The organism is Roseovarius sp. (assembly GCF_048262375.1).
Classification (GTDB): domain Bacteria; phylum Pseudomonadota; class Alphaproteobacteria; order Rhodobacterales; family Rhodobacteraceae; genus Roseovarius.
This window is the reverse complement of record NZ_JBLXFE010000008.1, coordinates 45,183-71,258: the sequence shown is the minus strand read 5'-3', so window position 1 is coordinate 71,258 and position 26,076 is coordinate 45,183. Positions and strand designations below refer to the sequence as shown.

The following is a 26,076-nucleotide window of genomic DNA, read 5'->3' as shown; positions in this document are numbered from 1 at the left end:
CATTTCAGCAAGAGCTGACAGGCTGTTTCGGCTTAAATTTGCGCCGAATCAAAGAATCAGAGCTTCGGCGTTTCAACGCAGAACCGAAACCCTCGGATGGCGCGGCTGCGCCTTCATCGTTCCCAAAATACTCGAATCCGACCGGGCCGGTCCTGCGCGCGCTTACCGCAGATGCGCCACTGCCTCGATCGTTCCGAAACCGAGATATTGCAAGACGACGACCGCATGCTCGTCCAGAGGCAATTCCACCTTCAGGTCCAGCGGCTCTTGGCTGTCCCAGACCGCAAGCGGCGTCATCTCGGTTACGATATTGACATAGCTGATCGTCTGGCCGGCATTTTCACCGCGCTCGATCGCCACGGTTTCCTCCGGGATATAGCGCACCAGTTGCACCATCAATGGCATAGAGCGCGCAGGCTCCGCCTCGACGCGGATCTGCACCCGCGTCTCGTCACGCTTGACCTGAACCGCAAGGCCATTCTGCGCCTGCGCCCGGTGCTTTTCGATCAGATCGGTGACGTCCTCGAACCGCGTGCCTACCACCTGATCCTCGCCATTGATGATCATCTGCGGCGTATAGACCATCTTGCGCTCGCCCGTCTTGGCATAGCCGCGCTGCCGCTCGCTATACTCGGGACTGGCAAAACTATCCTCCCAGCCGATGTAATCCCAGTAATCGACATGCAGCGCCAGAGCCACCACATCCTCGCGCATCGCCAATTGCTTGAGGAATGCATCCGCAGGCGGACAAGAGGCGCAGCCCTGAGATGTGAATAATTCCACCACTACGGGCCGCTCCTGCGCCCCCACTTGCGTCGCCAACAGGGGCATAAGCCCCGCGAACACGCTCGCTGCAATCTGTCGCATATCGTCCGTCTTTCCGCTGGATTGTGCCCTGCCCCAATACAACCATATCATATCGTGACCCCTCCGTAACTAGGTCGCGCAGGCCACAATAACCAATCAAGGTTTCGAGAGTCGGCAGTGATTTGTTGAAATATCCATCAATTGTGTGCAATAGTATACAAATATCCTCTCAGCCCCCTTGATCGAGTCTTTCAAATCGGTCAGAAGCAGGGGCAAGTGATCCAGCCTCGACCATGAAAGGACGGCCCATGCCCATCAGCGTCGGACAAGACAGCGCCAAGACCCGCAAGACCCTCACCGTCGGTGACCAATCGGTCGCCTATTACTCGATCACCGCCGCCGAAGAGGCCGGGCTTGGCGATTTCTCGCGCCTGCCTGCCGCGCTCAAGGTGGTGCTGGAAAACATGCTGCGCTTTGAGGATGGCAAGACCGTGTCGCTCGACGACATCCGCGCCTTCTCGGAATGGGCAGAAAATGGCGGCCGTGCCAATCGCGAACTGGCCTATCGGCCCGCGCGCGTGCTGATGCAGGATTTCACCGGGGTTCCGGCGGTTGTCGATCTTGCCGCCATGCGCGACGGGATCAAGGCACTCGGCGGCGACGCTCAGCAGATCAACCCGCTCAACCCGGTCGATCTGGTCATCGACCACTCGGTGATGATTGACGAATTCGGCAACCCGCGCGCCTTCCAGATGAATGTGGACCGCGAGTATGAGCGCAACATGGAACGCTATCAGTTCCTCAAATGGGGTCAGGGGGCGTTCAACAACTTCCGCGTCGTGCCGCCGGGCACCGGCATCTGCCATCAGGTCAATCTCGAATATCTCGCGCAAACCGTCTGGACGGACACCGATCAATCCGGCGAGACCGTGGCCTATCCCGATACGCTGGTGGGCACCGACAGCCACACCACCATGGTCAACGGCATGGCCGTTCTGGGCTGGGGCGTCGGCGGGATCGAGGCCGAGGCCGCGATGCTCGGTCAGCCGATTTCCATGCTCATCCCCGAGGTGGTGGGCTTCGAGCTGACCGGCCGCATGATCGAAGGCACCACCGGCACCGACCTCGTGCTCAAGGTCGTGGAACTGCTGCGCAAAAAAGGCGTGGTCGGCAAATTCGTCGAATTCTACGGCGCGGGTCTCGATCACCTGCCGCTGGCGGATCGCGCCACCATTGCCAATATGGCCCCCGAATACGGTGCCACCTGCGGCTTCTTTCCGATCGACGACGAAACCCTGCGTTACCTGCGCAACACGGGGCGCGACGAGGCCCGCGTGCAACTGGTCGAGGCCTACGCCAAGATCAACGGTTTCTGGCGTGGCTCGGATTACGCGCCGGTCTACACCGACACGCTCAGCCTTGACATGGGCACCATCGTGCCCGCCATCTCCGGGCCGAAGCGCCCGCAGGATTACGTCACCCTCGACAAATCTGCGGCCTCCTTCCTTGATGTGGTCTCGGATTATCGCGGCAAGGATGTCAGCCCCGCCGCCACAGACATGGCCGCTGAGGGACCGGCCACGGCCGTCGCCGCTGACCCGCGCAAATCGGTCAAGGTCAAAGGCGAAGAGTACCAGATCCGCGACGGTTCGGTCGTGATCGCCTCGATCACCTCCTGCACCAACACCTCGAACCCCTATGTGATGATCGGCGCAGGTCTCGTCGCCCGCAAGGCGCGCGCGCTTGGTCTCAACCGCAAGCCTTGGGTCAAGACCTCGCTTGCGCCCGGCTCTCAGGTCGTGTCCGCCTATCTCGAGGCCGCTGGCCTGCAAGAGGATCTCGATGCCGTGGGTTTCAACCTCGTGGGTTACGGCTGCACCACCTGCATCGGCAACTCGGGCCCGCTGCAAAAGGAAATCTCCGAGGCCATCGCCGAAGGCGATCTCATCGCCACCTCGGTGCTCTCGGGCAACCGCAATTTCGAGGGCCGCATTTCCCCCGACGTGCGCGCCAATTATCTGGCTTCGCCGCCGCTCGTCGTGGCCTATGCCATCGCAGGCGACATGAACATCGACCTGACCACAGAGCCCTTGGGCACCGACCGTGACGGCAACCCGGTCTATCTCAAGGATATCTGGCCCAGCCAAAAAGAGATCGCCGAACTGGTCGAGCGCACCGTAACGCGCGAGGCGTTTCAGTCGAAATATGCCGATGTCTTCAAAGGTGACGAGAAATGGCAGGCGGTCGAGACCTCCGAAGGCGAGACCTACGACTGGCCCGCGCAATCGACCTATGTTCAAAACCCGCCCTATTTCAAAGGCATGGCCAAGGACCCCGGCACCATCTCCAACATCTCGGGGGCGCGCGTTCTGGCGCTCTTGGGCGATATGGTCACCACTGACCACATCTCGCCCGCCGGCTCCTTCAAGGACAGCACCCCTGCGGGCAAATACCTGACCGAGCGTCAGGTGCCCGCGCGCGAGTTCAACTCCTACGGCTCGCGGCGCGGCAATCACGAGGTGATGATGCGCGGCACCTTCGCCAATATCCGCATCCGCAACGAGATGCTGGATGGGGTCGAGGGCGGCTATACCAAGGGGCCGGACGGGGCGCAGACCTCGATCTTTGACGCGTCAATGGCCTATCAGGCGGCAGGGACGCCACTGGTGATCTTTGGCGGCGAGCAATATGGCGCGGGCTCTTCGCGTGACTGGGCGGCCAAGGGCACGGCGCTTCTGGGCGTCAAGGCCGTGATCGCCGAGAGCTTCGAGCGGATCCACCGCTCCAACCTCGTCGGCATGGGCGTCATCCCGTTCGAGTTCACCGGCGGCGACACCCGCAAGACGCTGGGCCTCACCGGGGATGAAACCGTGGCCATTTCGGGCCTTGATACAATCAAGCCCTTGGCCGAGGTGCCCTGCACCATCACCTATGCCGATGGCACGACCAAAACCATCACGCTCAAGTGCCGGATCGATACCGCGATCGAGATCGAGTATATCGAACACGGCGGCGTGCTGCATTACGTGCTGCGCAACCTCGCCAAATCCGTCGCTTGATCCACAGCGCGGCATCATCGACAGGGGGGCCCCTCGCGGGGCCGCCTTTTTCGTGAGATATGCCAGTTCCGGATTGATCGCGGACCACCGCGCGCGCCAAAGGCTCTCATGCGCCCCGCCCAAACGGTCTAAGGCGAGCGTCAAACCGCCCGCGTGTCATTAATTTTTAAGTTGCTCAGGCGGTTTGTAGGTATCCGGGTTCGCCAGCCAATCTCGCCACTCTCCTTCAAACTGGGAGTCATTCAATTTGAACTTCGGCCAATGCTGGGGCCAGCTTTCGTGCTTTGGGCCAAATCCGCCGGGCAGGATTACCGACGCATCGCCAAACATGTCTTTCAAGTGATCTGTAAGCTGCCGGATGCTGGCATAGTTTGCGAACCTGAGCGTAGCTCCTCTAAGTTTCGCCTGATTAAGGTCTGTTTCATGATCAAACCGCGCTCGATCTAGGCGCGCTCCGTCTAAGTTGGCGAATGAAAGATCGGCCCCCCTCAAATCTGCATGTCTAAGGTCCGCGCCCTGCAACTCGGCCAGCGCGAGATTAACTCCGCACAATTTCGCGAACCTCAAATTTGCTCCTTGAAATTGTGCTTCCTCTAAATCCGCATTGGTTAGATCACGGCGAGACAACTCAATCTTTCGAAGACACGCGCGCTCTAAACCTAGACGATAAGGTTCGTCCCGATCCTTCTCTAAACGTTTCCCGTCCTCCCCGCGACGCTCAATCACCTTCAATGCTACGTCGACATCCAGCCGGGGATACTCTAGCCCTTGCGAGGACCATGCCCGCCACTCCTCCGGCGTCGGCTCACCTTCGGGCAGCGGCACATCCTCGCGCCCCGCATTCTGCCGGATATAGGCGCAGAGGATTTCCATGATCTGGATATGGTCTCGTGCACTGTCCTGAGAAATCCGCTCCAGCGCATAAATCGCCCCGATCCGCACTTCGAGATTGGATTGAGTGATCTCTTCCATGATTGGTTTGGAATAGTCGGGCTCATTATTGTCGCCCATTGCGTAGGCCAGCCTGCCATTTTGTCGTCTGCGTTGCCGCTTGACCGTCTTCTGCGCCCCCAACCCCTCAACCGCCTTGTTGATCCGGTCGGTGATATGTCCCTGCTCGACCGTATCGGTCTGACGCCGGGTCAGGATCAGGCGGTTGATGGTGATGGGCAGCGCGATCATCGCTCCCAGCACCGTGGTCAGCGCCGCAAGCTGCGCCAGAGTGAACCGCCAGTCCCAAACGTCCTGCGCCCCGTCGGGCGGGGCGTGAAATATGACTTGGATCAGGATGACATAAAGACCGGCAAACAACGTCACCGCCACGATGCCCCATGTCAGCGCCAAGAGCAGAAACAGCGTGGGATGCAGCGCATCCATGCCCACCCGTTTCGCAATTCCCTTGATCCGCTCGTCGGGCGTGGTTGGTGCCTCAGAGGATCGTCCTACCGCCCACTGCACCGCGTAGAACACCACGGTGAGGCCAATGAAAATCCACACCAGCGGATGAGTCACGATGTTCACGTAGGTTTCAATCAATGGCACCATCCGGGTACTGGGAACTATTCAACTTTAGCCATAGCCGAAACTCTACCTTCGGGGAACGTTTGTTTGCTACGGCACGCGCCCCTCAACCGGAGCGCCTGTTTCATACCTTGCGCAGACTTCCGCCATCGCCGCCCAATTTCCGGCCATTCCCCGCCGGTCCAACGCCCCTGATGCCATTGTGAGGTGATTCCCCTTTTTCCGTGATGCCCGCGCCCCAATCTTGGGGGCAGGAGATTGAAAAAGGGTAAACCATGCGCAGCACCGCACTCATCCTCGCACAAGCCGCTCTGATCAGCCTGCTCGCCATCTACGGCGCAGTCGGAGAAAGTCACGCGCATCACAGCTGCGCGCCGCTCTCCGCGACCACAGAAACGACCTCCTGTCAGGTGGCTGAATGATCGCTCACCTGACTGCGTACGCAAACCGCGTACAGGGTGGACGCTTTGTACCGTTTAGCGCGCCGCTTCGATGGCGGGCAAAATGGTGCTCTGCATCACCCGCTCGGTGATCGGCCCTGCAAAGCGCAGGACGATATTTCCTTTGCCATCAATGACATAGGTTTCGGGTACACCGTAGACGCCCCAATTGAGCGCCATCCGCCCCGACACATCCGCCCCCAGGGCCGCATAGGGGTTTCCAAGTTCCTTCAAAAAATTCAAGGCGTTATCGGGCTTATCTTTGTAATTTACCCCATAGATCGCGACGCCGTTCCTGGCCAGCTTCTCCAGATTGGGGTGCTCGACCCGACAGGGCGCACACCAACTCGCCCAGTAGTTCACAAGTTTGACAGTTCCGTCCCGCAAATCACTGTCATCAAACAGTTTTGCATCCCCTAACGGCGTCAACACGACCGCAGGCGCAGCCTTGCCCGCCAGCGCAGAAGGCAGCTCATTAGGGTTATCGCGCTGCAACCCCACAAAGGCCAGGCCGGCAAAACCGGCAAAAATCACCAGCGGTAAAACCATCATCGGTGATATTTTAGCCATTTGATTTTGCCTTTTTTTCAATAGTATACAGCTCGTTCTTAATGCGGTTTGATCGCATGACACTGACCGCAATCAGCGCCACGATCAACGCGATCGACACCGCATAGGATGACAGAACCGCCTCGGCATACTTCCCCAGATCCGGCATCATGCCCCCATTCTCTCCCGCGCCAAAAGCACCCGCATCCTGCGCGCACGAATTTCCGTGCGTGTCCTAATCAACACCAACGTTATGAAAAGAAACACAAATCCCGCCATGCACACCAAAAGCGGATACCAGAATACATCGGCGACATTCTCTTCCTTATCCAAACTCAGCGATGCGCCCTGATGCAACCCTTGATTCCAGAAATTCACCGCATAGCGGCTCAAAAGCGCAAACACCGATCCCACCAGACATAAGATACTGGTCAAATCTGCGGCTGTATCGTCATTCTCGATGGCTTCCCACAGGGCTATGTACCCGAGATAAAACAGAAAAAGGATGAGAAAGCTGGTCAGGCGTGGATCCCAGGCCCACCACGTCCCCCACATCGGCTGCCCCCAGATCGCCCCGGTCAAAAGCGCGATCATCGTCATCACCATCCCCACCGGCGCCGCAGCCCGTGCGGCCAATGCGCTGACATGGTGCCGCCTCACGATCCAGACCAGCGACGTGATCAGCATCATCAGCCAGGCATTGATCGCCATGAGGGCGCTAGGTACATGTAAGTAAATGATTTTTACTGTAGCCCCCTGACGGTAATCGACAGGTGTAAAGAAGAACCCCCAGATCAGGCCTCCCACCAGCGTCACCGCCGCCAGCCCCGCGAACCACGGCAACACCCGGTCCGTCGTCTGGATGAATTTCTTGGGATTGGCATATTCCCAGAATGCGTTCAGGTTCATGGCGTTCCCCGTGTCATCAGCGCAGATTCACTCTCAATACCGCAGCAGAAGCAAAAGGCAAAAGCGCGATGGTGCCGCAGGTGATCCCCGCCAGCATCAAGAGTGGCGTGGCCGTGTCAAACCCTTCCGCCCCACGCCGCGCGACCTCTGCCCCGAAAATCAATGTAGGCACATAGAGCGGCAACACAAGCAGGCTCAGCAACAGCCCCCCGCGCTTGAGCCCCACGGTCAGCGCCGCCCCGAAAGTACCGATCACGCTCAGCGCAGGTGTTCCCACAAAAAGAGATATAATCAACCACTTATAGCCCGCTTCTGGCAGGCTGAGTAGCAGACCAAAGACCGGAGCGGCCGCCACCAGCGGCAAACAGGTGGTCAGCCAATGCGCCAGCGCCTTGACGCTGACGATCCCTTCCATCGGCAGCGGTGAGGTCGCCAAAAGGTCGAGACTGCCATCCTCCCAGTCCAGCGCCAGAATGCGGTCGAGCGACAGCAGACACGCCAAGAGCGCCCCCAACCACAGGATGCCCGGCGCAATCGTCGCCAAAAGCGTGCTTTGCGGCCCGACCCCAAACGGCACGAGCACGACCACAATCAAAAAGAACGCGAGGCCAAGGCCAAAACCGCCGCCTGCGCGCACCGCCAGTCGAATATCCCTGAGCAACAAGGCAATCACAGAAAAGCCCCATCAAAATCGTTATCTGCCAAGGGCTTGGCCTGATATGGACCCACATCTAGAATCCGCGCCTCGTTCAGCCCAAGGTCGATATGTGTCGCGATAAGCGCCATGCCGCCCTCCGCCAGATGCCCACGCACCGCGCTTGCAAACATCGCCACCGCGTCCTTGTCGAGCGATACGGTCGGCTCATCCAACACCCAGAGCGCCCGCCCCGTCACCAAGAGACGCGCAAGCCCCAGACGCCGTTTCTGCCCAGCCGAGAGTTCGCCCGCCGGGCGATGGGCAAGAGGGGCCAGCTTGAATGCCTCAATTGCCCGTGAAAAATCTTTACTACCAAAGGCTTCCGCCCAAAACTTCAAGTTCTCGACAACACTCAGCGTGGCCTTAATCCCGTCCGAATGCCCGGCATATACGAGGCTTTCGGGCGGGACCTCGACCTGCCCAGACACCGGCGGTTGAAGCCCGGCGATCGTGCGAAGCAGTGTGGTCTTGCCAATCCCATTCGGGCCGCGCACCACAAGCGCCTGACCAGAGGCGAGTGTGAAACTCAGCCCTTCCAGCACGGGAATACCGCCACGCGCGATTGTCAGATCAGAGACTTGCAGCATCATGTGTTTTGCTTAACCCAATGCGAGACCATCGAAAAGCGCCATCGGCGCGCGGATCGTCACACCGGCAGGACCGCTGCCGCAACCCTGCGTCCTTCGGACAACAGCACGTTATAGGTGCGGCAGGCAGCGGGGGAATTCATCGTCTCAACCCCGATCCCGGCTGCATCAAGGGTGGCGCGCAACTCCGCAGGGATATGCGCCACTTCGGCACCGGTACCGATAAAGACCACGTCGGTTTCGCCCACCAGCGCCAAGAGCGCCTCGGCATCGGCATAACCGCCCCAGCTCCGTGCGCCGGTCGGGGTGACCAGCATCGCACCCTCCATCACCTGACCCGCAACACGAAAGAATCCGGGTCCGTAGCCGTCAATCGGCGTCGCACCGGAAAAACTGATTTCCGTCATACGCATGGCTCACACCCCCTTGTTGAAAATCGGCAGGCCGCTCACGACCGCCAGGCCAATCACCGCATAGGCGGCCCAACGGTAGAGCCGTTCGTGGCGCGGGTCAAAGAGCGATTGCCCGATCAGCGAAGTGATAAAATACGGCGTCGCAAGCAGCAGCGCCAGCAGGAACATCTGAGCGTTGACCGCGCCGCGCATCAACAGGTTGACCACGATGACCACATCCAGCGCGGCCAGAAACAGGATCGTATTGGCACGCACCGATTGCGCCGCTGACTGGCCCGCAAGATAGAACAGGATCACCACTGGGCCGGTCAACCCCGTCAACCCGCCGATCACCCCCGCAACCCCACCGATTGCCAAAAGCATAGGACGGCCCACCTGCCCCGAGAACCGCCATCCCGTGACCAGAGCGCCCAAGGTGACAGTGCCCACTGCCGCGACCACCCAGCGGATGCTGACCGGATCGAGCAGCGCCATGATCCATAGCCCAACCGGCACGGTCACAAGCGCCGCAAACGCCAGCACTGCCACCTCGCGTCGGTCCGCATGTTTCCACGCCCGCGGCAAAAGTGCGGATGTGCTGGCGATTCCCGTGAGGGTAATCACCCCGACAATCGTCTCAGGCGGTAGAAAAATCCCCGCCACCGGCACAAAGATCAGCGCGGTGCCAAACCCTGTAAATCCGCGCACAATACCAGCAAGCCCAATCGCCAGCACAAGCCAGATCAGACCGGGTGTTGCCCCGACCGCGCTCAGTGTCTCAGGCATCAATATTGGCGAACTGGGTGCCTGCGTTGGCGTCCGGTTTCGACCAGTCCCGCTTGATGCCCAGCCACATCAAAACGGTGCTGGCCACGAAAATAGACGAGTATGTGCCGACAACCACACCCCAGATCATCGCAAAGACAAAGCCACGGATCACGTCGCCCCCCAGGAAATAGAGCGCCAGCAACGCCAGAAGCGTGGTGATGGATGTCATCATCGTGCGGCTCAGTGTCTCGTTGATCGACAGGTTCAGCACCTCTCGGAGCGGCTTTTGCTTGTATTTGCGCAGGTTCTCGCGCACCCGGTCAAACACAACCACCGTATCGTTGAGGGAGTAGCCCACAATCGTCAGCAGCGCCGCAATGATCGCCAGATCGAACTGAATCTGTAGCTCCGAGAAGACACCCACCGTCAAGGCAACGTCATGCACCAGTGCCAGAACGGCGCCCACAGCGAATTGCCATTCGAACCGCATCCAGATGTAGACCAGCACCGCCCCAATGGCGAGCGCCACAGCCAGCACCGCCGCCTGAATAAGCTCGCCTGAAACCTTGGGGCCAACGCTCTCTACAGATGTAAACTGAATATCCGGCACGGCTTTCTGCAAGGCGGCTTCGACCCCCGCGATCACCTCGGGCGAGACACTTTCGGCCTCATCCTGCGCCTGTATCCGTAGCATCGCGACGTTCTCATCTGGACCAAAGGTTGGATCGAACACCTCTGTGATGCTGATATCACCTAGCCCTAGATCACTGACCGCCGCACGGTAAGTGCCGATATCGACCGTCTCCGCGCTTTGCGTGCGGATCGTTGTACCACCCTTGAAATCAATCCCGAAGTTCAGACCCTGCGCGGCAAAAGAGCCAAGCGCGACGATGATCATTACCCCGGAAATCCCCAGCCAGAGCTTCCAGCGGCTGAAGAAATCCCAAGAGGTCACCTCCGGCACGATTCGAAGCGACCGTCCAGTCAATACTGTCTTGGGACGCCGCCGCTCGAACCAGATCACAGCGATCAGACGCGTGACAAACAGCGCCGTAAATACCGATGTGATAATGCCCAGCCCAAGCGTGATGGCAAAGCCACGCACCGGACCAGAACCCATGACATAGAGAATGAGCGCGGTCATGAACGTGGTTATATTGGCATCGACGATGGCGCTCATCGCCTTTTCATAACCAAGGTCAATCGCGCGCGCGGCCCCCTTGGCCGATCTCATTTCTTCGCGAATACGCTCGAACACCAGAACATTGGCGTCCACCGCCATACCGATGGTCAGCACGATCCCCGCGATCCCCGGCAATGTCAGTGTCGCCCCGATAAGGCTGAGCAGGCCAAAGATCAGACCGACATTGATAATCAATGCGATGTTTGCAAAAATGCCAAACACTCCATAGCTTAGCACCATATACACCAACACCAGCGCAAAGGCGACAAGGCAGGCAAGCTTGCCTGCCTCGATGCTGTCCGCGCCCAGTTCCGGCCCGACCGTCCGCTCTTCAAGAAAATCGAGCCCGGCAGGCAAGGCCCCGGCCCGCAACAGCACCGCAAGATGGGTGCTCTCTTCAACATTGAAATTGCCGGTGATGATCCCCGAACCGCCAGCGATATGGCTCTGGATCACCGGAGCGCTGATCACCTCGCCGTCGAGAACGATTGCAAAGGGGTTGCCGACGTTCTCGGCGGTGTAATCGCCAAACTTGCGCGCGCCGGTGGGGTTGAACCGGAATGACACCGCAGGCCGCCCATTCTGATCGAAATCAGGCTGTGCATCGACCAGTTCCTCTCCGGTCACCACCGGGGCCCGTTCAAGGACGTAATAGACGCCATTCTCGTTCAGCGAGGGCAGCACTTCATTGCCTGCACCGGCCGGTGCGTCCGCACGGGAGGCCCGACTTATCACTGGCTGAAAGGTCAGCTGCGCCGTGGTGCCGATCAGGGCCTTCAATTCGGCCGCACTGCCGATGCCCGGAACCTGAATCAGAATACGCTTGGCCCCTTGCCGCTGAATCGTCGGCTCGCGCGTTCCGACCTCGTCAATGCGGCGGCGGATGATTTCCAACGCTTGGCGCACGGTGCGGTCATCGGTGGCGCGGCGTTCAGCCTCGCTCAGCCGGATGATGATATCGGCCCCGTCGGTGGTCACGTCGATGTCGCTGCCGCCGACGCCGGTCAACACATCGGTGACAGGCCGCCCAAGACCCCGCACCAACGCGGACGCCTCGGTTGCCATCTCGGGCCGTTCCACCAGACGCACCCGGAGTTCCGGCGCGTCGGTCGCCTGCAATCGAATGGGCCCGACCCGATCCCGCTCTTCGCGCAGCAGATCGCGCACCTCGGGCCACATGCCTTCGACCCGCGCCTGATAGACATCCTCAACCCGGACCTCAGCCAAGAGATGCGCGCCCCCCCGCAGATCGAGACCAAGATTGACAAGGCTCGACGGCATCCAATCCGGCCAGAACGCCAGATCCTCAGCCACGGCTGCCGGATCGGAACCGGCCTCCACAGCTGCGACGGCATCATTATGCCGCTCAACCCGCGAATAGAATCCATTGGGCAGGGCCAGCATCAGACCAAGGGCAACAATCCCCCAGATGCAGAGGCGTTTCCACAGGTCGATTTGCAGCATTTTACTGCCCTTTCAGTACTTTGACGCGGGGGAAGATGGGCTCAGCCCTCGGCAGGCTCGGTTTTGGACAGAACCTGCGCGATCGTGGCACGAACCACGCGTACTTTGACCCCATCAGCCAATTCAACCTCGATCTCGCTGTCATCCTTGACCTTCGAGACCTTGCCAATCAGCCCGCCTTGGGTCACGACCTGATCACCCCGGCGCAGTGCTTCCACCATGGACTTATGCTCTTTGAGCTTCTTCTGTTGCGGACGGATCAGCAGGAAATACATGATCGCAAAGATCAGAATGAGCGGGATGAACTGGCCAAAGGCTTCCATGGGGTATCCTCTTATCTATGGCGCGGACACCTGCCCGCGAATTGCCCGGGAACCTAGGCGCGGGGCGGGGTATTTGCAAGGCGCGAAAGCATGGCGCGGCCCCGGTTTCTGGTGCATAACCCCGCCCAAGCGATTCACCGACAGATCCAAGGACCAAGGCCATGCATGATATTCGCGCAATCCGAGAGACCCCAGAGGCCTTTGATGCCGCCTTGGCGCGGCGGGGGCTTGCGCCGATCTCGGCCGAAATTCTAAAACTCGACGAGGCACGCCGAACCCGCATCCACGCCTCTGAAACCGCACAAGCCGAGCAGAACCGCGCCAGCAAAGAGGTGGGTGCCGCCAAGGCCAAGGGCGATGTCGCTGAATTCGAGCGTCTGCGCGCGCTCGTATCCGACAAAAAGGCCGAAGTCGCCGCGATGCAGGCCGAAGCCAAGGATCTGGATGCACAGCTCAATGATCTGCTGATGGGTCTGCCCAACCTGCCCCATACGGACGCCCCCAATGGTGTGGATGAGGCCGATAATGTCGAAATTCACCGCTGGGGCACGCCGCGCGTGTTCGATTTCAGTCCCAAGGAGCATTACGAATTGGCAGGCGTTCTGCCGGGGATGGATTTCGAGACCGCCGCAAAGCTCTCGGGAAGTCGCTTTGTCGTGCTCAAGGGGGCGGTGGCGCGCATTCACCGGGCCTTGGCGCAGTTCATGCTGGATACCCATGTGGATGAAAACGGGCTGAGCGAGGCCTGGACACCGGTTCTGGTGCGCCCCGAGATGATGCTGGGGACAGGGCAATTGCCGAAATTTGGCGAAGACAGCTATGAGACCACCAATGGCTGGTGGCTGGTGCCAACCGCCGAGGTGACCCTGACCAACACCGCCTATGGCGAGACTCTGGACGAGGCAAGCCTGCCACGCCGGATGGTGGCGCATACGCAATGCTTCCGCTCCGAGGCCGGAAGTGCGGGGCGCGACACCGCCGGCATGCTGCGCCAGCACCAGTTTGAAAAGGTCGAGATGGTCAGTATTACCCACCCCGATCACAGCCGCGCCGAACTGGACCGGATGACCGGTTGTGCGCAGGGGATATTAGAGCGGTTGGGCCTGCCCTATCGCACAGTGGTTCTTTGTACCGGCGATATGGGCTTTGGCGCGCAGCGCACCCATGACATCGAAGTCTGGCTGCCGGGACAGAACACTTATCGTGAAATTTCATCGGTCTCGGTCTGTGGCGACTTTCAGGCGCGGCGGATGAATGCACGGTTCAAACCGGCGGGCGGCGGCAAGCCAGAGTTTGTGCATACGCTCAATGGCTCTGGCCTGGCGGTTGGACGGTGCCTGATCGCAGTGCTGGAAAATGGCCAGAACAGCGATGGTTCGGTGCGTCTTCCGGATGTGCTGCACCCCTATTTGGGCGGGAAAACCTTGCTTCAGGCGGATGGCATGCTTGCCTGATCGCGCCAAGGCGACCCTTGTTTTCGTGCTGGCGACGGGCTTTGCTCTGTCGCCGGTGTTGTCCGACGGGTTTGCGGGCTTTCGTCCGGATCAGTTTCCGGTGCCGCAGATCAACGCGCCGGTGCAACCCGCAGGGTATGCCTTTGCGCTTTGGGGGCTGATTTACCTCTGGCTCATCCTCGGTGCGGGGTTCGGGATTTTATGTCGCGCAAAGGCCAGCGACTGGCAGCGCCTGCGTGCCCCGCTCATGATCAGCCTGGGCCTTGGCATCTTTTGGATTCCGGTGGCGCAGCTGCATGTTCTCTGGGCCACAGTGATGATCTGGGCGATGCTCGCAGGTGCAATTTGGGCGCTGCTCAGGGCGCATTACCGGGATCGGCTCTGGCTTGAAGGGCCCATTGGGCTTTATGCTGGCTGGCTGACGGCCGCAAGCTGCGTGGCGCTTGGGCTGGTGCTGGCGGGCTACGGCATCCTGAATGCACAGGCAGCGGCGCTTGCAATGCTGGGGCTGGCTCTCGTGATCACACTTGCGGTTCTGCTGGCCCGGCCCGGCACGCTGAGCTATGGGTTCGGCGTTGGCTGGGCTCTGATCGGGGTCATCGTCCGCAACCTTGAGACCGGCAATACGCCGGTTTTAGCGCTGTGTCTTGCCGGGCTCTCGCTAATCATCCTCGTCACATGGCGCGGCTGGCGCGCCCTGTCACGCGCCTGACACGCCGCGCATAATCCGCAAGATCAGTGGCAATGTACCCTGCCGGTCTTTTTCTCCATATGACAGCACTGACCGGGCGGCGAGCTTTTGCGGCACCCGCCACCGTGTTCAAACTCGGTCGTAACGCCATCCACAGGTCCTGAGAATTTTGACAACGCCGCCGCAGGCCCCGGCATCATCACCGCCAGCACCAGTATCGCACTCACCTGTCGTATCGTCATGTACCCACCTCTGGAGTTGATTAACAATCGTTAACACCTCCAGAGATGGCGCGCCAGACCATGCTGCTGCGCCTTACGGATCGGCACTCCTTATGCCCAAACGCAGGGCCTAAGGTTTCGCAGGTTTTCCCAGATGCTTGCGCAAGCTTGATGGGCCCGCTTTCTTCTTCGCCTTATAGGGGTTCTTATCTGCCTGACTGCGCAGATAAAGACGGATCGGCGTGCCAGGCATATCAAAATCGGCGCGCAACCCGTTGACCAGATAGCGAGAATAGCTTTCGGGCAGTTTTTCGGGATGGCTGCACATCACCACAAATCCGGGCGGGCGCGTCTTGGCCTGCGTCATGTACCGCAGCTTGACCCGCTTGCCACCCGGCGCGGGGGGCGGGTGCTGTTCCAGCATACCCACCAGCCAACGATTGAGCTGCGCCGTGCTGACCCGGCGATTCCAGACCTCATGCGCGCGCGCTATGGCATCACGCAACCGGTCGATCCCCTTGCCCGTCTTGGCCGAAACCGTCACCAGCGGCGCCCCACGCAATTGCGGCAAGAGTCGCTCAAAGGCTTCGCGCAATTCGCGGATCTTGTCGCTCTTGTCGGGTTCCATGTCCCATTTGTTGATCGCCACCACCACCGCGCGCCCCTCGCGCTCGGCCAGATCGGCAATCCGCAAATCCTGTTGCTCGAACGGAATCGCAGCATCCAGCAGGACCACGACCACTTCCGCGAACTTGACCGCCCGCAACCCATCCGACACCGACAGCTTTTCCAGCTTGTCCTGCACCTTGGCCTTCTTGCGCATGCCCGCCGTGTCGAAAATTCGCACCGGCATCCCGTCCCAGTCGATCTGGAGCGAGATCGCATCGCGGGTGATCCCGGCTTCGGGTCCGGTCAAGAGCCGCTCTTCGCCAAGGATCTTGTTGATCAGCGTCGATTTTCCAGCGTTGGGCCGCCCCACCACCGCCACCTGCATCGGTCGGGCCTTGGTCGGCTTGCGATAGGTGAGATCTTCTTCATCCTCATCTTCTGGCAACTCGACATCCACCTCGGGTGCCTCGGCCTCGGCGCGTTTTTCAAAGGCATCGGACAGCGGCATCAACTGCGAATAAAGATCGTTGAGCCCCTCACCATGCTCTGCCGAGAGGCGAATAGGCTCTCCAAGACCCAGCCCCCAAGCCTCGATCACCCCCGCATCCGCCGCGGCCCCTTCGGCCTTGTTGGCCGCAAGAATCACATGGGCAGAGCGTTTGCGCAGAATTTCAGCCAGAATTTCATCGGTCGGGGTCACACCCGCGCGGGCGTCGATCAGAAAGAGACAGACATCGGCCATTTCGACCGCACGCTCTGTCAGCTTGCGCATGCGCCCCTGAAGGCTCTCATCCGTGGCCTCTTCCAGACCGGCGGTGTCAATGACGGTAAACCGCAGGTCGCCCAACCTCGCCGCCCCTTCGCGCAGGTCGCGCGTGACGCCGGGCTGGTTATCAACCAGAGCAAGACGCTTGCCCACCAGACGGTTAAACAGCGTCGATTTGCCAACATTGGGACGACCCACGATGGCGAGAGAAAAGGTCATGGTTACGGCTCCGATGCGGATCAAGTCGCCCTGATACAGGATCGCGCGCTCAACGGAAAGCCAGCAATTGACCCTTTTTCGACACGACATAGAGCGTGTTACCCGCAACGACCGGATTAGACGTCGCCCCCCCCGGCAGATCCCGCGCGCCGGTCATCAGGCCCGAGGCCGGATCGAAAAACCGCAACTGCCCGTCACCAGAAGCAAGAATCAACTGGCCACCGGCCAAAATCGGGCCAAAATGTCCAATAATCTCCGCCTGCCGCTTGGGCTTGCGATCGGCAAAAAGCGGCAATTCATGCCCCCAGATCCGCGTGCCATCCTCTGCCGAGAGGCGCACCAGTTCGTTGCGGTCCGTAACCATGAACACCGAGTCGCCCGCGGGCCAAACCGCATTGAGCGGGCCTTCCTCAGCGGTCCAGAGACGGTTGCCGCTGCCAAGACTCAGCGCGACGGTGCGTCCCGAGTGGCTGCCGGTATAGATACGGTCCCCGACGATGACCGGATCGCCGGTGATGTCATCAACCCGCGCACTTGCCACGCCCAAACGCTCGCCCGCAATCTGCGCATCCCACAAACGCAGACCACCTCTGCGGAAGGCCCCCTGCAATTCGCCTGCACCAAACGCAAACACCACATATTTGTCGGTGATTGCAGGGGCAGGACCGCCAAGGACGTTATGAATATCCGGCGTGCCGCTCAATTGCCATGCAATCCGCCCGGTGCTCGTATCCAAGGCCCAAGCCACATCATCGCCGGCAACCACATAAACCAAATCATCAAGCACAGCCGGCGTCCCAGTACCCGGTGATCCGAGATCCTGTTGCCAGATCACAGCGCCTGTCGCTGGATCGAGCGCGGTCAGCGTGCCAAAGCCTGAAGACACGAACAGCTTGCCCGCGCCATAGGCAATGCCGCCGCCACTGGCATTGTCAGACTTATCGTTGGCCGGGGTCAGGTCCTTGGTCCAGAGAATTTGTCCGGCGGTCGATACAGCCGCAACCTGCGCCTCGGCATCGAGGGTGAAAACCCGGCCTTCGGCGACCACCGGGTCCGCAGTAATCCGTACCCGTCGCCCGTCACCGGCCCCGATGTTGACAGTCCAGGCAAGCGTGGGCGCGCGCCCAAGTGCGGGATGCGCGGTGCGCGTGGCAGGCGTTCCAATCCGCTGACGCCATTCCGGGTTGGCCGTGGCCGCAACCAGCGAAACCGGCAGAACCTGATTTTCGGGGGTGACATCCACCGATGCGCGCGCTGCCTCGCTCTGAAGAACTTCGCGTATTCCCTCACGCTCGCCGCTCAGAATCTGCAGTTTCTTACTACAGGCCGTCAGGGCGAGGACTGCAACCAGCCCCAGAATCAATCCGTTCGGTTTCACTGCTCTTGCCCTCATTCTTAGCCTCTTGCCGCCCCTGTCAGCCTTTGGCCCGGAGCGGCATCCGTCATTCACCCGCCGTCACGGCATCCTGCAACGGTTCCGGCAGATCGGGCAAGTCTTCACCTATGGCCACAATCACTTGTGTGACCCGTCTGCGCAAGCCTGTCGTGGCCTCGGCATCTGCGGCAATTGCCGTCAGACGTTGGGCCGCGTTTGCCCGGTCGCCGCTTTCAAGATCCAACAAGGCAAGCTGTTCCTCGGCCAAAAGCCGCAGTACCCCACCGCCGAGCGCCAAACCGTTCAGCCGCGTGCGCCGCACCTCGATCTCTAGCCCTGATCCCGGCAGCATCACCGCCTTGAGCGTGGCGATATTGCGATAAACCGCGTCCACGTCCGAACGATCCGCCAGCGCAAGAAGACGCTCTGCCGCCGCATCGGGGCTATTCGCAGAGGCCTCTGCCGCCGCCAACAGTTCGATAACCGCATCCGCCTGCGGGTTTTGCGCGTCAATGGCGCTCAACGCCTCGGCGCGCGCGTCGCGATCTTCGACCGCCAAAGCTGCCAGCATCGCGTCGCCAAGCGCCTGTGCGGCCGAACGCTCTTGCGCCTTGCGCCACTCGTTCCATGTGGCCCCGCCCACCAACAGCAGGATCGCCAGAACCGCAATCCAGCCATAGCGGCGCATAAGCGCGAACAAACGGTCGCGGCGGACCTCTTCGGTGACCTCGTCGATGAAACTGTCGGTATTGCTCACGCCGCGCCCCCTTGGAATTTTGCCCCTCTTAACCCGAAGCCTGAGCCCTGCCAAGGGGCGCTGCACGCGTGACACAGAGACGCGCTTGCGGCACGCGGCGGAAAAGATTAATCTGAACCGGTTAGTTTAGCGTATTCCGAACGTGCTCTGATTGGACAAAACCACGTTTGACTGCACATGCGCTCAACGTATTGTTACGCCACCATGGTTCGAAGGTAGATAAATGCGTTTGCTTCCTGTTGTCATAGCCTTGGTGGTGTCCATCCTGACCTATGCCATCGTGTTCGAGCACGATCGCTTCTCCGGCGCGCAGCCCCCGACCGCAAAAACTGAGGCAGGAGACCCCACGCCCCCCGAGACCGACGCTGCCGGGCAGGCAGAGGTGATGCGCGTGGTCGCCGTGCGATCCGTCGGGCGGGAAGTGGACAGTGTCGTTGTGGTGCGCGGACGAACCGAGGCAAACCGCATCGTCGAACTGCGCGCCGAGACGTCGGGCCTCGTGATCAATGACCCCCTGCGCAAGGGCAGGCTGGTGGACCAAGGCGACATGCTCTGCCGCCTTGATCCCGCAGCACGCGACGCGGCCCTGACCGAAGCCCGCGCCCGTCTCTTGGAGGCACAAACCCGGGTGCCCGAAGCCGAGGCCCGCGCCAATGAGGCCCGCGCCCAGCTTGAAGAGGCCGAAATCAATCACAACGCCGCCAAAAGCTTGGTGCAGGACGGCTTTGCGTCCCAGACCCGCGTGGCCGCGACCCGCGCGGCTGTCAGTTCGGCGCAGGCGGCGGTGCAATCGGCGACCTCCGGCTTTGAGGCGGCACGGGCTGGCATCGAATCCGCCCGCGCGGCGGTGGCCGCCGCCGAACAGGAAATCGCACGGCTGAGCATCACCGCACCTTTCTCCGGCGTGCTCGACACCGACACCGCCGAGATCGGCAGTCTGCTGCAACCCGGCGCGCTCTGTGCGACCGTGCTGCAACTCGATCCGATGTCACTGGTGGGCTTTGTGTCCGAGATGCAGGTGGCCCGCGTGGCACTGGGCGCGCCCGCGACCGCCCGCATGGCCTCTGGCCGCAAGGTCGACGGCCGCGTGACCTTCGTTTCCCGCTCCGCCGATGATACCACCCGCACCTTTCGGATCGAAGTCAAAGTGCCAAATCCCGACATCAGCCTGCGCGACGGCGAAACCGCCGAAATCCTGATCGGCGCCGAAGGCAAAACAGCGCATTTACTGCCGCAATCCGCATTGACCCTGAATGACGCCGGCACCTTGGGCGTGCGGATCGTGGATGCCGACAGCAGGGTGGAATTCGTGACCGTGAACCTGTTGCGCGATACCCCGTCCGGGGTTTGGCTGACCGGTTTGCCAGATGCTGCGGACGTCATCGTGATCGGACAGGAATATGTGATCGACGGCGTTCCGGTCGAACCGGTTTATCAGGACATCGGCCAATGATCGGCATCGTCGACTGGGCCGCAGCCCGCGCGCGGATGGTGCTGGCCTTTATCGCGCTCTCGATTCTTGCCGGAACCATCGCCTATGTGGGTCTGCCCAAAGAGGGAGAGCCCGACATCGAAGTGCCCACGCTTTTCATCTCGGTCCCCTTCCCCGGCATTTCCGCCGAGGACAGCGAGAAATTGCTGGTCAAGGTGATGGAGACCGAGTTGAGCGATCTCGACGGTCTCAAGAAAATGACCGGCACCGCCGCCGAGAATTACGGCGGTGTGGCGCTCGAATTCGAATTTGGTTGGGATAAGACCAAGACGCTGGCTGATGTGCGCGACGCGATGGATACGGCCGAGGCTGATTTCCCTGACGGGGCCGAAAAATACACCCTCAGTGAGGTGAACTTCAGCGAATTCCCGATCATCATCGTCAACCTGTCCGGCCCGGTGCCAGAACGCACCATGTCACGGCTGGCCACGGATTTGCAGAACACGCTTGAGGGGCTGGAACCTGTCCTGGAGGCAGGAATAGCGGGCAATCGCGAAGAGATGCTCGAGGTGATCATCGACCCGCTGCGGCTCGAGGCGTATAATGTCACCGCGCTCGAACTGATCAATGTGGTGCGCAATAACAATCAACTCATTGCCGCTGGCGAGGTTGACACCGCACAAGGGACCTTTGCCGTCAAAATTCCGTCCTCCTTTGAAAACACCCACGACTTTTACAACCTGCCGATCAAAACCAATGGCGACCGCATCGTCCGGCTTGGCGATCTGGCTACGATCAACCTGACCTTCGAGGATCGTCTGGGCACTGCACGGTTCAATGGGGAAACAACGATCGCGCTTCAGGTTGTCAAACGCAAAGGATTCAACATCATCGAGACCGCCAATCAGGTGCGCGAGGTCGTGGCTGCGGCTGAAAAGTCTTGGCCAAAGGATTTGCAGGTCGCGGTTAATGTGGGCACCTCAAACGATCAGTCGCGCACCGTGGCCTCGATGGTTAGCCAGCTTGAAGGCTCGGTGCTGACGGCAATCGCTTTGGTTATGATCGTCACCTTGGCGGCCTTGGGAATCCGACCTGCGTTGCTGGTGGGCTTTTCTATCCCGACATCGTTTCTGTTGTGCTTTGCCTTGCTGGCCATGATGGGGGTCACGATATCGAATATCGTCATGTTCGGTCTGATCCTTGCTGTGGGTATGCTGGTCGATGGCGCAATCGTCGTGGTGGAATATGCCGACAAGCGTATCTCAGAGGGCGAAGGCCCGATGCATGCCTATGTCGGCGCGGCCAAACGGATGTTCTGGCCGGTTGTCAGTTCGACCGCCACCACGCTCTGTGCATTCCTGCCGATGCTGTTCTGGCCGGGCATTCCGGGTCAGTTCATGGGGATGCTGCCAGTCACATTGATTTTCGTGCTCTCGGCCTCGCTCTTGGTGGCCTTGGTCTACCTGCCGGTTATGGGCGGCGTCACCGGCCGGTTAGAACGGTGGTTCAACACGCGCACCAGTCAAATCGCAGGCGGTTTCTGGCTCTGGCATATATTGTTATTGCCATTGGCGGTCGGGGTCGCGCTTCTGGCCGGTCAGATCGTCCCCGCGCTTCTCAACGAGATAAGCACGCAGTTCGCGGGTATGGAGAGCGGACACATCATCGGGTCGGTCGTGCCGGTGCTGAGCACGGTCTTTGGCTTGCTCTTGGCCGTATCGGCTATAGCCGCTTTTGGACTTGCGGGGGTGGTTGCCACCCTTTTGGCGCTGATGGCCATTCCTTGCCGTTTTGGCAATCTCATGCGTGCGTTGCGCATGCGTTTCATGCCGCCTCGCAAGCCAAAAATCCGTGGCGGCTATCAACGCTCGGCCTTTGGCTGGGCCATCCACATGATTACCGGCAACCCGATTGCGCCGCTCTTGGCCTTTGGGGTTATCTTTGTGATCGTGGGTTCGGTGCTGATGTTCTACATCAACAACAACAACGGCACCGAATTCTTTGTGGACAGCGAACCCGAACGGGGCATCGTCTATGTGCGGGGTCGCGGCAACCTGTCGATTGATCAAAAGGACCAATTGGTCAATCAGGTCGAAGATATCGTCCGCGCGCACCCCGGCATTCAAACAGCGTTCGCCTTTGCCGGAGATGGCGGGCTCAACACCAACACCGGTGGGGCACAACCGCCGCGCGATACCATTGGACAGGTTCAGTTTGAAACCATCCCATGGGAGGATCGCCCACAATCGCGCGAAACTTGGTTTACCGTCCCGCTGCTCGATATTGCCGTATCGCGGGATATCGTGGCGCCCGATTTTGATGGCGATGCTGTGATTTCCGAACTGACCGCAGAGTTGGAACAGATCCCCGGCATCAAGATCGAAATCCTCGCGCAATCCCGCGGCCCCGCCTCGGCCAAGCCGCTGCACCTGCGCATCAAGAGCGACAACTGGAAGGGCCTCATCGCTTTTACCGAAGAGGCGCGGAAAAAATTCGATGTGACAGAAGGTCTGCACCAGATCGAGGACACATTACCCCTGCCCGGCATCGACTGGCAAATCGACGTTGACGTCGAAAAGGCGGGTCGGTTTGGTGCGGATGTGGCCACGGTGGGGGCGATGGTACAGCTTGTCACACGCGGCATCCTGCTCGACACCATGCGCGTCGACAGCAGCGACGAGGAAATCGAAATCCGCGTTCGCCTGCCCAGCGAGGACCGCGTTCTGTCGACGCTGGACACCCTCAAAGTGCGCACCGATGACGGGCTGGTGCCGCTCTCGAATTTCGTCACCCGCAAACCGATCAGGCAACTGGCCCAGATTGACCGCGTCGACCAGACCCGGTTTTTTGACATCAAGGCGGCGGTTCAGGACGGATTATTTCGTAAGGAATCGGCCTCGGATGTTACAGAACGTAAGGTGCCGATCACCGCAAACGACCGCATCGCGCATCTGACCGAATGGCTCGACTCGGGCGTCCTGCCACCCGGAATCAGCTATGAATGGACCGGCGACGCCGAAGATCAGGAGGAATCAGGCACTTTCCTGCAACAGGCCTTTGCGGGGGCACTGGGGTTGATGTTCATCATCCTGCTGGCTCAATTTAACAGTGTTTACAATGCGATACTGGTTCTTCTGGCGGTGGTTCTCTCGACCACGGGCGTGCTGATTGGCATGTTGGTGATGGATCAGCCGTTTTCCATCATCATGACCGGCACCGGCATTGTGGCACTGGCGGGGATTGTGGTGAACAACAACATTGTCCTGATCGACACCTATCAGGACTATGCCCGCTACATGCCCCAAATCGAAGCCATCACCCGCACCGCACAAGATCGCATCCGTCCCGTTCTCTTGACCACGATCACCACTATGGCGGGGCTCGCACCGATGATGTTCGGGCTCAGTCTCGATTTTGTAAATGGTGGCTATTCCTTTGACAGTCCAACGGCGCTCTGGTGGAAACAGCTCGCGACAGCGGTGGTGTTTGGTCTGGGTATCGCCACGGTTCTTACATTGATTTTCACGCCTGCTATGTTGGCGCTCAGGGTTTGGGCAGGCACCTATATGCTCTGGGCGGCGCAGCTCATGGCCAAGCTCTCGATGGGTCGCTCCAGCCGTGCCGCGCGAGATTGGGTACTCTCCCGTGCTGCCCGACACCTTCAGCATGCTGAAATCCTCTGGCCAGACGAGCGCAAGCTCCTCTCCCCTTCTCTCGCGGAAGAAGAGACCGAAACGCCTCAGCTGAACAAGGCCAAGAACCCCCTCGATGAGCGTGGTGAAGGTCCTCCCCTCCGGGCTGCTGAGTGATTCTTGCTGGTAATGTTCCCCAATCACGGCCAGATCATAGAATGCGAAAACCAAGCGCTCGAATTATCAGCACGATCTCTTAGCTTTGGGAAACAAAGCGGCCCATGACCTCGGATCGTTTCCAAAATAAGATTCCGTAAGGCCAATACTTGAAATGTGTCTAAAATCTGGCATAAATTAGGCAAGGTTTTAGTACACGTTTAAGAAGGGGCTAAGAATGTACGATTGGTTTTGGAACGGATGGTACAGCGGGACAACTCCCGGCACGTATGAAACAGCCTCTTCCGTACCTGAGATGAACGCAGCCAGCGGTACTCTAGCTATTGCTGTTGTGTTGGCGGCACTTGTCCTTGCTTTGGAAATCAAACGCCGTCGCGCGTGACGCTGGCTTAGCGGTCAGATCAGCGCCCAATCTCCCCTCCAAAGGGCGACGGCTGCGATGAAAGCATTGGCAACAGCATGGGCGGTAATGGCATCAGCCAGCCGCCCATTTCGCATATAAAGCATTGAGAAAACGACGCCGGCCAAACCTGCTTCGATCCAGCGCCCATGCACCAAAGCAAACAGGCACGCCGAGACAGCGACCGCTGTGATACGGCTGCTCAATGTCCCCCAATCCAAACGCGCCTGAATATAACCTCGAAAGAACAGTTCCTCGATCACGGGGACGAGGGCAACCGTGCCTAGGATACGCAGAGCGGCCCAAAGCGCGAATGCTCCGCGTCCCAAGCCAGATATCGCCTCTGAGGCAGGCCCGGATGGCGATGCTGTCAATACCCAAACACCCCCAACACCCAACCCGACAAGCACAGACAAAATCGAAGGCCATACAAGGTAGCGTACCAATGTGTCCCGCACCAACCAGAGTGCAGCAAGCATCATCACCACTTGCAAAGGGTAGGCCAGAGCTGGCTCGGACCAGAACGCTTGGGCGATAAGCCCCGAGAGGGCAAAGACGATAAACGGCAAGATCCGCCCGGCCACGTCATCTTGGGTCAGTGGAGGGGTGGACCTGGGGCGGGGCACAGACCCCGCCTGCAATGCAAAGCCGCTGCGTCCGACCACGACCAGAATTCCGATAGAAACCAACGTGAACATCAACCAACCCGCAAAACTGTGAAAGCCGTTGACGGCAAGTTCAGGCGAGACATGCACGCCGATCAGGATTAGCCCCGTGATCCGAACTGCGTTGAAAAGCCAACTGATCACAAGCGCCAAAGGCCAGATGACCAAACCGAACCGTCGCAGTCGTAATTCATCCCGAAAAAGCACCCCGTAGAGTGCGAGAAAGGCAGTGATCAGCACCAGCCCTTCAATGCCAGAACAACTATCGGCCACCATGACCTGAAATTCCGGCGTACCAATCACATAAGCCGCAGGATCAACGATCACCTCGGGCGAGAACAGCCGCAACATGAGGAATACGGCGACAAATGTGCCATCGGTGACCGCCTGCACGGTCCAAAAGGGTCCAGCCAGCACCACCACGCCCGGCAGCGCCGCAGCAAAGGCGGAGATCGCCAGAAGGGACGCTCCACGCCCTTTCAGCCAAGTCAGCCAGGCCCGGATAGTCATAAGCCAGAGCAGACCACCCAAGGCCGCAATGATCGCACCTAGACCGATCAGAGGAAATATGCCCTCAAACCGCGCGTTCAGATCCTCGGGCGAGATCAGGATCAGGGGCCCCAGCATGCCGACAACGCCCCCGCCGTGCAGCATCGCCCATCCATATCCCCCCGGGGCGCGCAGTGCTGACTGCGTAAAAGCAACCCGTGCCTCAGGTCGCGCCCAGAGATAGATCACCAGCAGAGAACTGGCACACAGCAGCCAAAGCGCCAATAAACGCAAGCCCCTGCATGCGTCTTCAATCCCTGTTGAGTGACATTCCAAATCGCTCAACACCTGATAACCAACGACAAGAAGCACCAACTCGGCGACAAAGAGCACACCAAGGTTCATCACCCGTCTGGGTTGGCTCAGGGTATCGGTTCCTGTGTCCATCCTCTCACTGTTAGCGCATCCAAGACGTTTCAATGTGGCAAGC

General features: G+C 59.9%; 22 protein-coding genes. 6 read left to right on the top strand and 16 right to left on the bottom strand.

From position 1 onward, the window contains the following. Nucleotides 1-162: 162 nt before the first annotated feature. Nucleotides 163-867: a DUF1223 domain-containing protein gene (locus tag ACN0SW_RS10800; RefSeq protein WP_417727938.1), complete on the bottom strand. Its 705-nt coding sequence runs from the start codon at nucleotides 865-867 to the stop codon at nucleotides 163-165. A gap of 248 nt (nucleotides 868-1,115) precedes the next feature. Between ACN0SW_RS10800 and acnA the strand changes: the two genes are divergently transcribed. Continuing rightward, nucleotides 1,116-3,866 (top strand): aconitate hydratase AcnA, encoded by a 2,751-nt coding sequence (gene acnA, locus ACN0SW_RS10795; protein ID WP_417727937.1) that lies wholly within the window; start codon nucleotides 1,116-1,118, stop codon nucleotides 3,864-3,866. A gap of 159 nt (nucleotides 3,867-4,025) precedes the next feature. Here the strand turns inward: acnA and ACN0SW_RS10790 are convergent, their stop codons facing one another. From ACN0SW_RS10790 to yajC, 10 genes are all read right to left on the bottom strand, one after another. Beyond that, nucleotides 4,026-5,243, bottom strand: a complete 1,218-nt coding sequence (locus ACN0SW_RS10790) for a pentapeptide repeat-containing protein (protein WP_417727936.1) — start codon at nucleotides 5,241-5,243, stop codon at nucleotides 4,026-4,028. A gap of 620 nt (nucleotides 5,244-5,863) precedes the next feature. After that, on the bottom strand, nucleotides 5,864-6,397 hold the full coding sequence (locus ACN0SW_RS10785; protein WP_417727935.1) for a DsbE family thiol:disulfide interchange protein: 534 nt from the start codon (nucleotides 6,395-6,397) through the stop codon (nucleotides 5,864-5,866). Continuing rightward, a complete protein-coding gene (ccmD, locus tag ACN0SW_RS10780) occupies nucleotides 6,390-6,548 on the bottom strand; it encodes a heme exporter protein CcmD (protein ID WP_417727934.1) in 159 nt (52 codons plus the stop codon). Before ccmD ends, ACN0SW_RS10785 begins: the two co-directional genes overlap by 8 nt. Then, nucleotides 6,545-7,285, bottom strand: coding sequence for a heme ABC transporter permease (locus ACN0SW_RS10775; protein WP_417727933.1), 741 nt, complete (start codon nucleotides 7,283-7,285; stop codon nucleotides 6,545-6,547). The genes ccmD and ACN0SW_RS10775 overlap by 4 nt, the downstream gene beginning before the upstream one ends. Nucleotides 7,286-7,301: 16 nt before the next feature. Further along, a complete protein-coding gene (ccmB, locus tag ACN0SW_RS10770) occupies nucleotides 7,302-7,958 on the bottom strand; it encodes a heme exporter protein CcmB (RefSeq protein WP_417727932.1) in 657 nt (218 codons plus the stop codon). Further along, on the bottom strand, nucleotides 7,955-8,572 hold the full coding sequence (gene ccmA / locus ACN0SW_RS10765) for a heme ABC exporter ATP-binding protein CcmA (RefSeq protein ID WP_417727931.1): 618 nt from the start codon (nucleotides 8,570-8,572) through the stop codon (nucleotides 7,955-7,957). Before ccmA ends, ccmB begins: the two co-directional genes overlap by 4 nt. A gap of 56 nt (nucleotides 8,573-8,628) precedes the next feature. Next, nucleotides 8,629-8,982, bottom strand: coding sequence for an Mth938-like domain-containing protein (locus tag ACN0SW_RS10760; protein WP_417727930.1), 354 nt, complete (start codon nucleotides 8,980-8,982; stop codon nucleotides 8,629-8,631). Nucleotides 8,983-8,985: 3 nt separating this feature from the next. After that, complete coding sequence (locus ACN0SW_RS10755) at nucleotides 8,986-9,747, bottom strand: TSUP family transporter (protein ID WP_417727929.1); 762 nt, start codon at nucleotides 9,745-9,747, stop codon at nucleotides 8,986-8,988. Further along, nucleotides 9,740-12,376: a protein translocase subunit SecD gene (gene secD, locus ACN0SW_RS10750; protein WP_417727928.1), complete on the bottom strand. Its 2,637-nt coding sequence runs from the start codon at nucleotides 12,374-12,376 to the stop codon at nucleotides 9,740-9,742. The genes ACN0SW_RS10755 and secD overlap by 8 nt, the downstream gene beginning before the upstream one ends. 41 nt (nucleotides 12,377-12,417) lie before the next feature. Beyond that, on the bottom strand, nucleotides 12,418-12,699 hold the full coding sequence (gene yajC, locus ACN0SW_RS10745; RefSeq protein ID WP_417727927.1) for a preprotein translocase subunit YajC: 282 nt from the start codon (nucleotides 12,697-12,699) through the stop codon (nucleotides 12,418-12,420). A gap of 161 nt (nucleotides 12,700-12,860) precedes the next feature. Here yajC and serS point away from each other — a divergent pair, with 161 nt between their 5' ends. Next, a complete protein-coding gene (gene serS, locus ACN0SW_RS10740) occupies nucleotides 12,861-14,153 on the top strand; it encodes a serine--tRNA ligase (protein ID WP_417727926.1) in 1,293 nt (430 codons plus the stop codon). Continuing rightward, a complete protein-coding gene (locus ACN0SW_RS10735) occupies nucleotides 14,137-14,865 on the top strand; it encodes a hypothetical protein (RefSeq protein ID WP_417727925.1) in 729 nt (242 codons plus the stop codon). The genes serS and ACN0SW_RS10735 overlap by 17 nt, the downstream gene beginning before the upstream one ends. A 23-nt stretch (nucleotides 14,866-14,888) precedes the next feature. Here the strand turns inward: ACN0SW_RS10735 and ACN0SW_RS10730 are convergent, their stop codons facing one another. From ACN0SW_RS10730 to ACN0SW_RS10715, 4 genes are all read right to left on the bottom strand, one after another. Further along, nucleotides 14,889-15,086 (bottom strand): hypothetical protein, encoded by a 198-nt coding sequence (locus ACN0SW_RS10730; protein WP_417727924.1) that lies wholly within the window; start codon nucleotides 15,084-15,086, stop codon nucleotides 14,889-14,891. Between the two features lie 109 nt (nucleotides 15,087-15,195). Then, complete coding sequence (gene der / locus ACN0SW_RS10725) at nucleotides 15,196-16,659, bottom strand: ribosome biogenesis GTPase Der (protein WP_417727923.1); 1,464 nt, start codon at nucleotides 16,657-16,659, stop codon at nucleotides 15,196-15,198. Between the two features lie 49 nt (nucleotides 16,660-16,708). Then, a complete protein-coding gene (locus ACN0SW_RS10720; RefSeq protein WP_417727922.1) occupies nucleotides 16,709-18,052 on the bottom strand; it encodes a PQQ-binding-like beta-propeller repeat protein in 1,344 nt (447 codons plus the stop codon). A gap of 49 nt (nucleotides 18,053-18,101) precedes the next feature. Then, the gene (locus tag ACN0SW_RS10715; protein ID WP_417727921.1) at nucleotides 18,102-18,791 is read right to left on the bottom strand and encodes a tetratricopeptide repeat protein; all 690 of its coding nucleotides are present in this window, start codon (nucleotides 18,789-18,791) and stop codon (nucleotides 18,102-18,104) included. A gap of 223 nt (nucleotides 18,792-19,014) precedes the next feature. Between ACN0SW_RS10715 and ACN0SW_RS10710 the strand changes: the two genes are divergently transcribed. The 3 genes from ACN0SW_RS10710 to ACN0SW_RS10700 all read left to right on the top strand — a co-directional run bounded on the left by ACN0SW_RS10710 (nucleotide 19,015) and on the right by ACN0SW_RS10700 (nucleotide 24,414). Next, a complete protein-coding gene (locus ACN0SW_RS10710; protein WP_417727920.1) occupies nucleotides 19,015-20,244 on the top strand; it encodes an efflux RND transporter periplasmic adaptor subunit in 1,230 nt (409 codons plus the stop codon). Further along, entirely contained in the window at nucleotides 20,241-24,032 is a 3,792-nt protein-coding gene (locus ACN0SW_RS10705; RefSeq protein WP_417727919.1) for an efflux RND transporter permease subunit, read from the top strand. The genes ACN0SW_RS10710 and ACN0SW_RS10705 overlap by 4 nt, the downstream gene beginning before the upstream one ends. Before the next feature lie 217 nt (nucleotides 24,033-24,249). Continuing rightward, a complete protein-coding gene (locus tag ACN0SW_RS10700; RefSeq protein ID WP_417727918.1) occupies nucleotides 24,250-24,414 on the top strand; it encodes a VPEID-CTERM sorting domain-containing protein in 165 nt (54 codons plus the stop codon). Nucleotides 24,415-24,428: 14 nt separating this feature from the next. Here ACN0SW_RS10700 and xrtE read toward each other — a convergent pair whose 3' ends face one another. Further along, nucleotides 24,429-26,033: an exosortase E/protease, VPEID-CTERM system gene (gene xrtE, locus ACN0SW_RS10695; protein ID WP_417727917.1), complete on the bottom strand. Its 1,605-nt coding sequence runs from the start codon at nucleotides 26,031-26,033 to the stop codon at nucleotides 24,429-24,431. Nucleotides 26,034-26,076 lie beyond the last annotated feature (43 nt).

Coding starts and splice junctions, on each gene's coding strand:
- ACN0SW_RS10800 (WP_417727938.1), bottom strand. CDS start 867: ATGCGACAGATTGCAGCGAGCGTGTTCGCGGGGCTTATGCCCCTGTTG.
- acnA (WP_417727937.1), top strand. CDS start 1,116: ATGCCCATCAGCGTCGGACAAGACAGCGCCAAGACCCGCAAGACCCTC.
- ACN0SW_RS10790 (WP_417727936.1), bottom strand. CDS start 5,243: ATGGATGCGCTGCATCCCACGCTGTTTCTGCTCTTGGCGCTGACATGG.
- ACN0SW_RS10785 (WP_417727935.1), bottom strand. CDS start 6,397: ATGGCTAAAATATCACCGATGATGGTTTTACCGCTGGTGATTTTTGCC.
- ccmD (WP_417727934.1), bottom strand. CDS start 6,548: ATGATGCCGGATCTGGGGAAGTATGCCGAGGCGGTTCTGTCATCCTAT.
- ACN0SW_RS10775 (WP_417727933.1), bottom strand. CDS start 7,285: ATGAACCTGAACGCATTCTGGGAATATGCCAATCCCAAGAAATTCATC.
- ccmA (WP_417727931.1), bottom strand. CDS start 8,572: ATGATGCTGCAAGTCTCTGATCTGACAATCGCGCGTGGCGGTATTCCC.
- ACN0SW_RS10760 (WP_417727930.1), bottom strand. CDS start 8,982: ATGCGTATGACGGAAATCAGTTTTTCCGGTGCGACGCCGATTGACGGC.
- ACN0SW_RS10755 (WP_417727929.1), bottom strand. CDS start 9,747: ATGCCTGAGACACTGAGCGCGGTCGGGGCAACACCCGGTCTGATCTGG.
- secD (WP_417727928.1), bottom strand. CDS start 12,376: ATGCTGCAAATCGACCTGTGGAAACGCCTCTGCATCTGGGGGATTGTT.
- yajC (WP_417727927.1), bottom strand. CDS start 12,699: ATGGAAGCCTTTGGCCAGTTCATCCCGCTCATTCTGATCTTTGCGATC.
- serS (WP_417727926.1), top strand. CDS start 12,861: ATGCATGATATTCGCGCAATCCGAGAGACCCCAGAGGCCTTTGATGCC.
- ACN0SW_RS10735 (WP_417727925.1), top strand. CDS start 14,137: ATGGCATGCTTGCCTGATCGCGCCAAGGCGACCCTTGTTTTCGTGCTG.
- ACN0SW_RS10730 (WP_417727924.1), bottom strand. CDS start 15,086: ATGACGATACGACAGGTGAGTGCGATACTGGTGCTGGCGGTGATGATG.
- der (WP_417727923.1), bottom strand. CDS start 16,659: ATGACCTTTTCTCTCGCCATCGTGGGTCGTCCCAATGTTGGCAAATCG.
- ACN0SW_RS10720 (WP_417727922.1), bottom strand. CDS start 18,052: ATGAGGGCAAGAGCAGTGAAACCGAACGGATTGATTCTGGGGCTGGTT.
- ACN0SW_RS10710 (WP_417727920.1), top strand. CDS start 19,015: ATGCGTTTGCTTCCTGTTGTCATAGCCTTGGTGGTGTCCATCCTGACC.
- ACN0SW_RS10705 (WP_417727919.1), top strand. CDS start 20,241: ATGATCGGCATCGTCGACTGGGCCGCAGCCCGCGCGCGGATGGTGCTG.
- ACN0SW_RS10700 (WP_417727918.1), top strand. CDS start 24,250: ATGTACGATTGGTTTTGGAACGGATGGTACAGCGGGACAACTCCCGGC.
- xrtE (WP_417727917.1), bottom strand. CDS start 26,033: ATGGACACAGGAACCGATACCCTGAGCCAACCCAGACGGGTGATGAAC.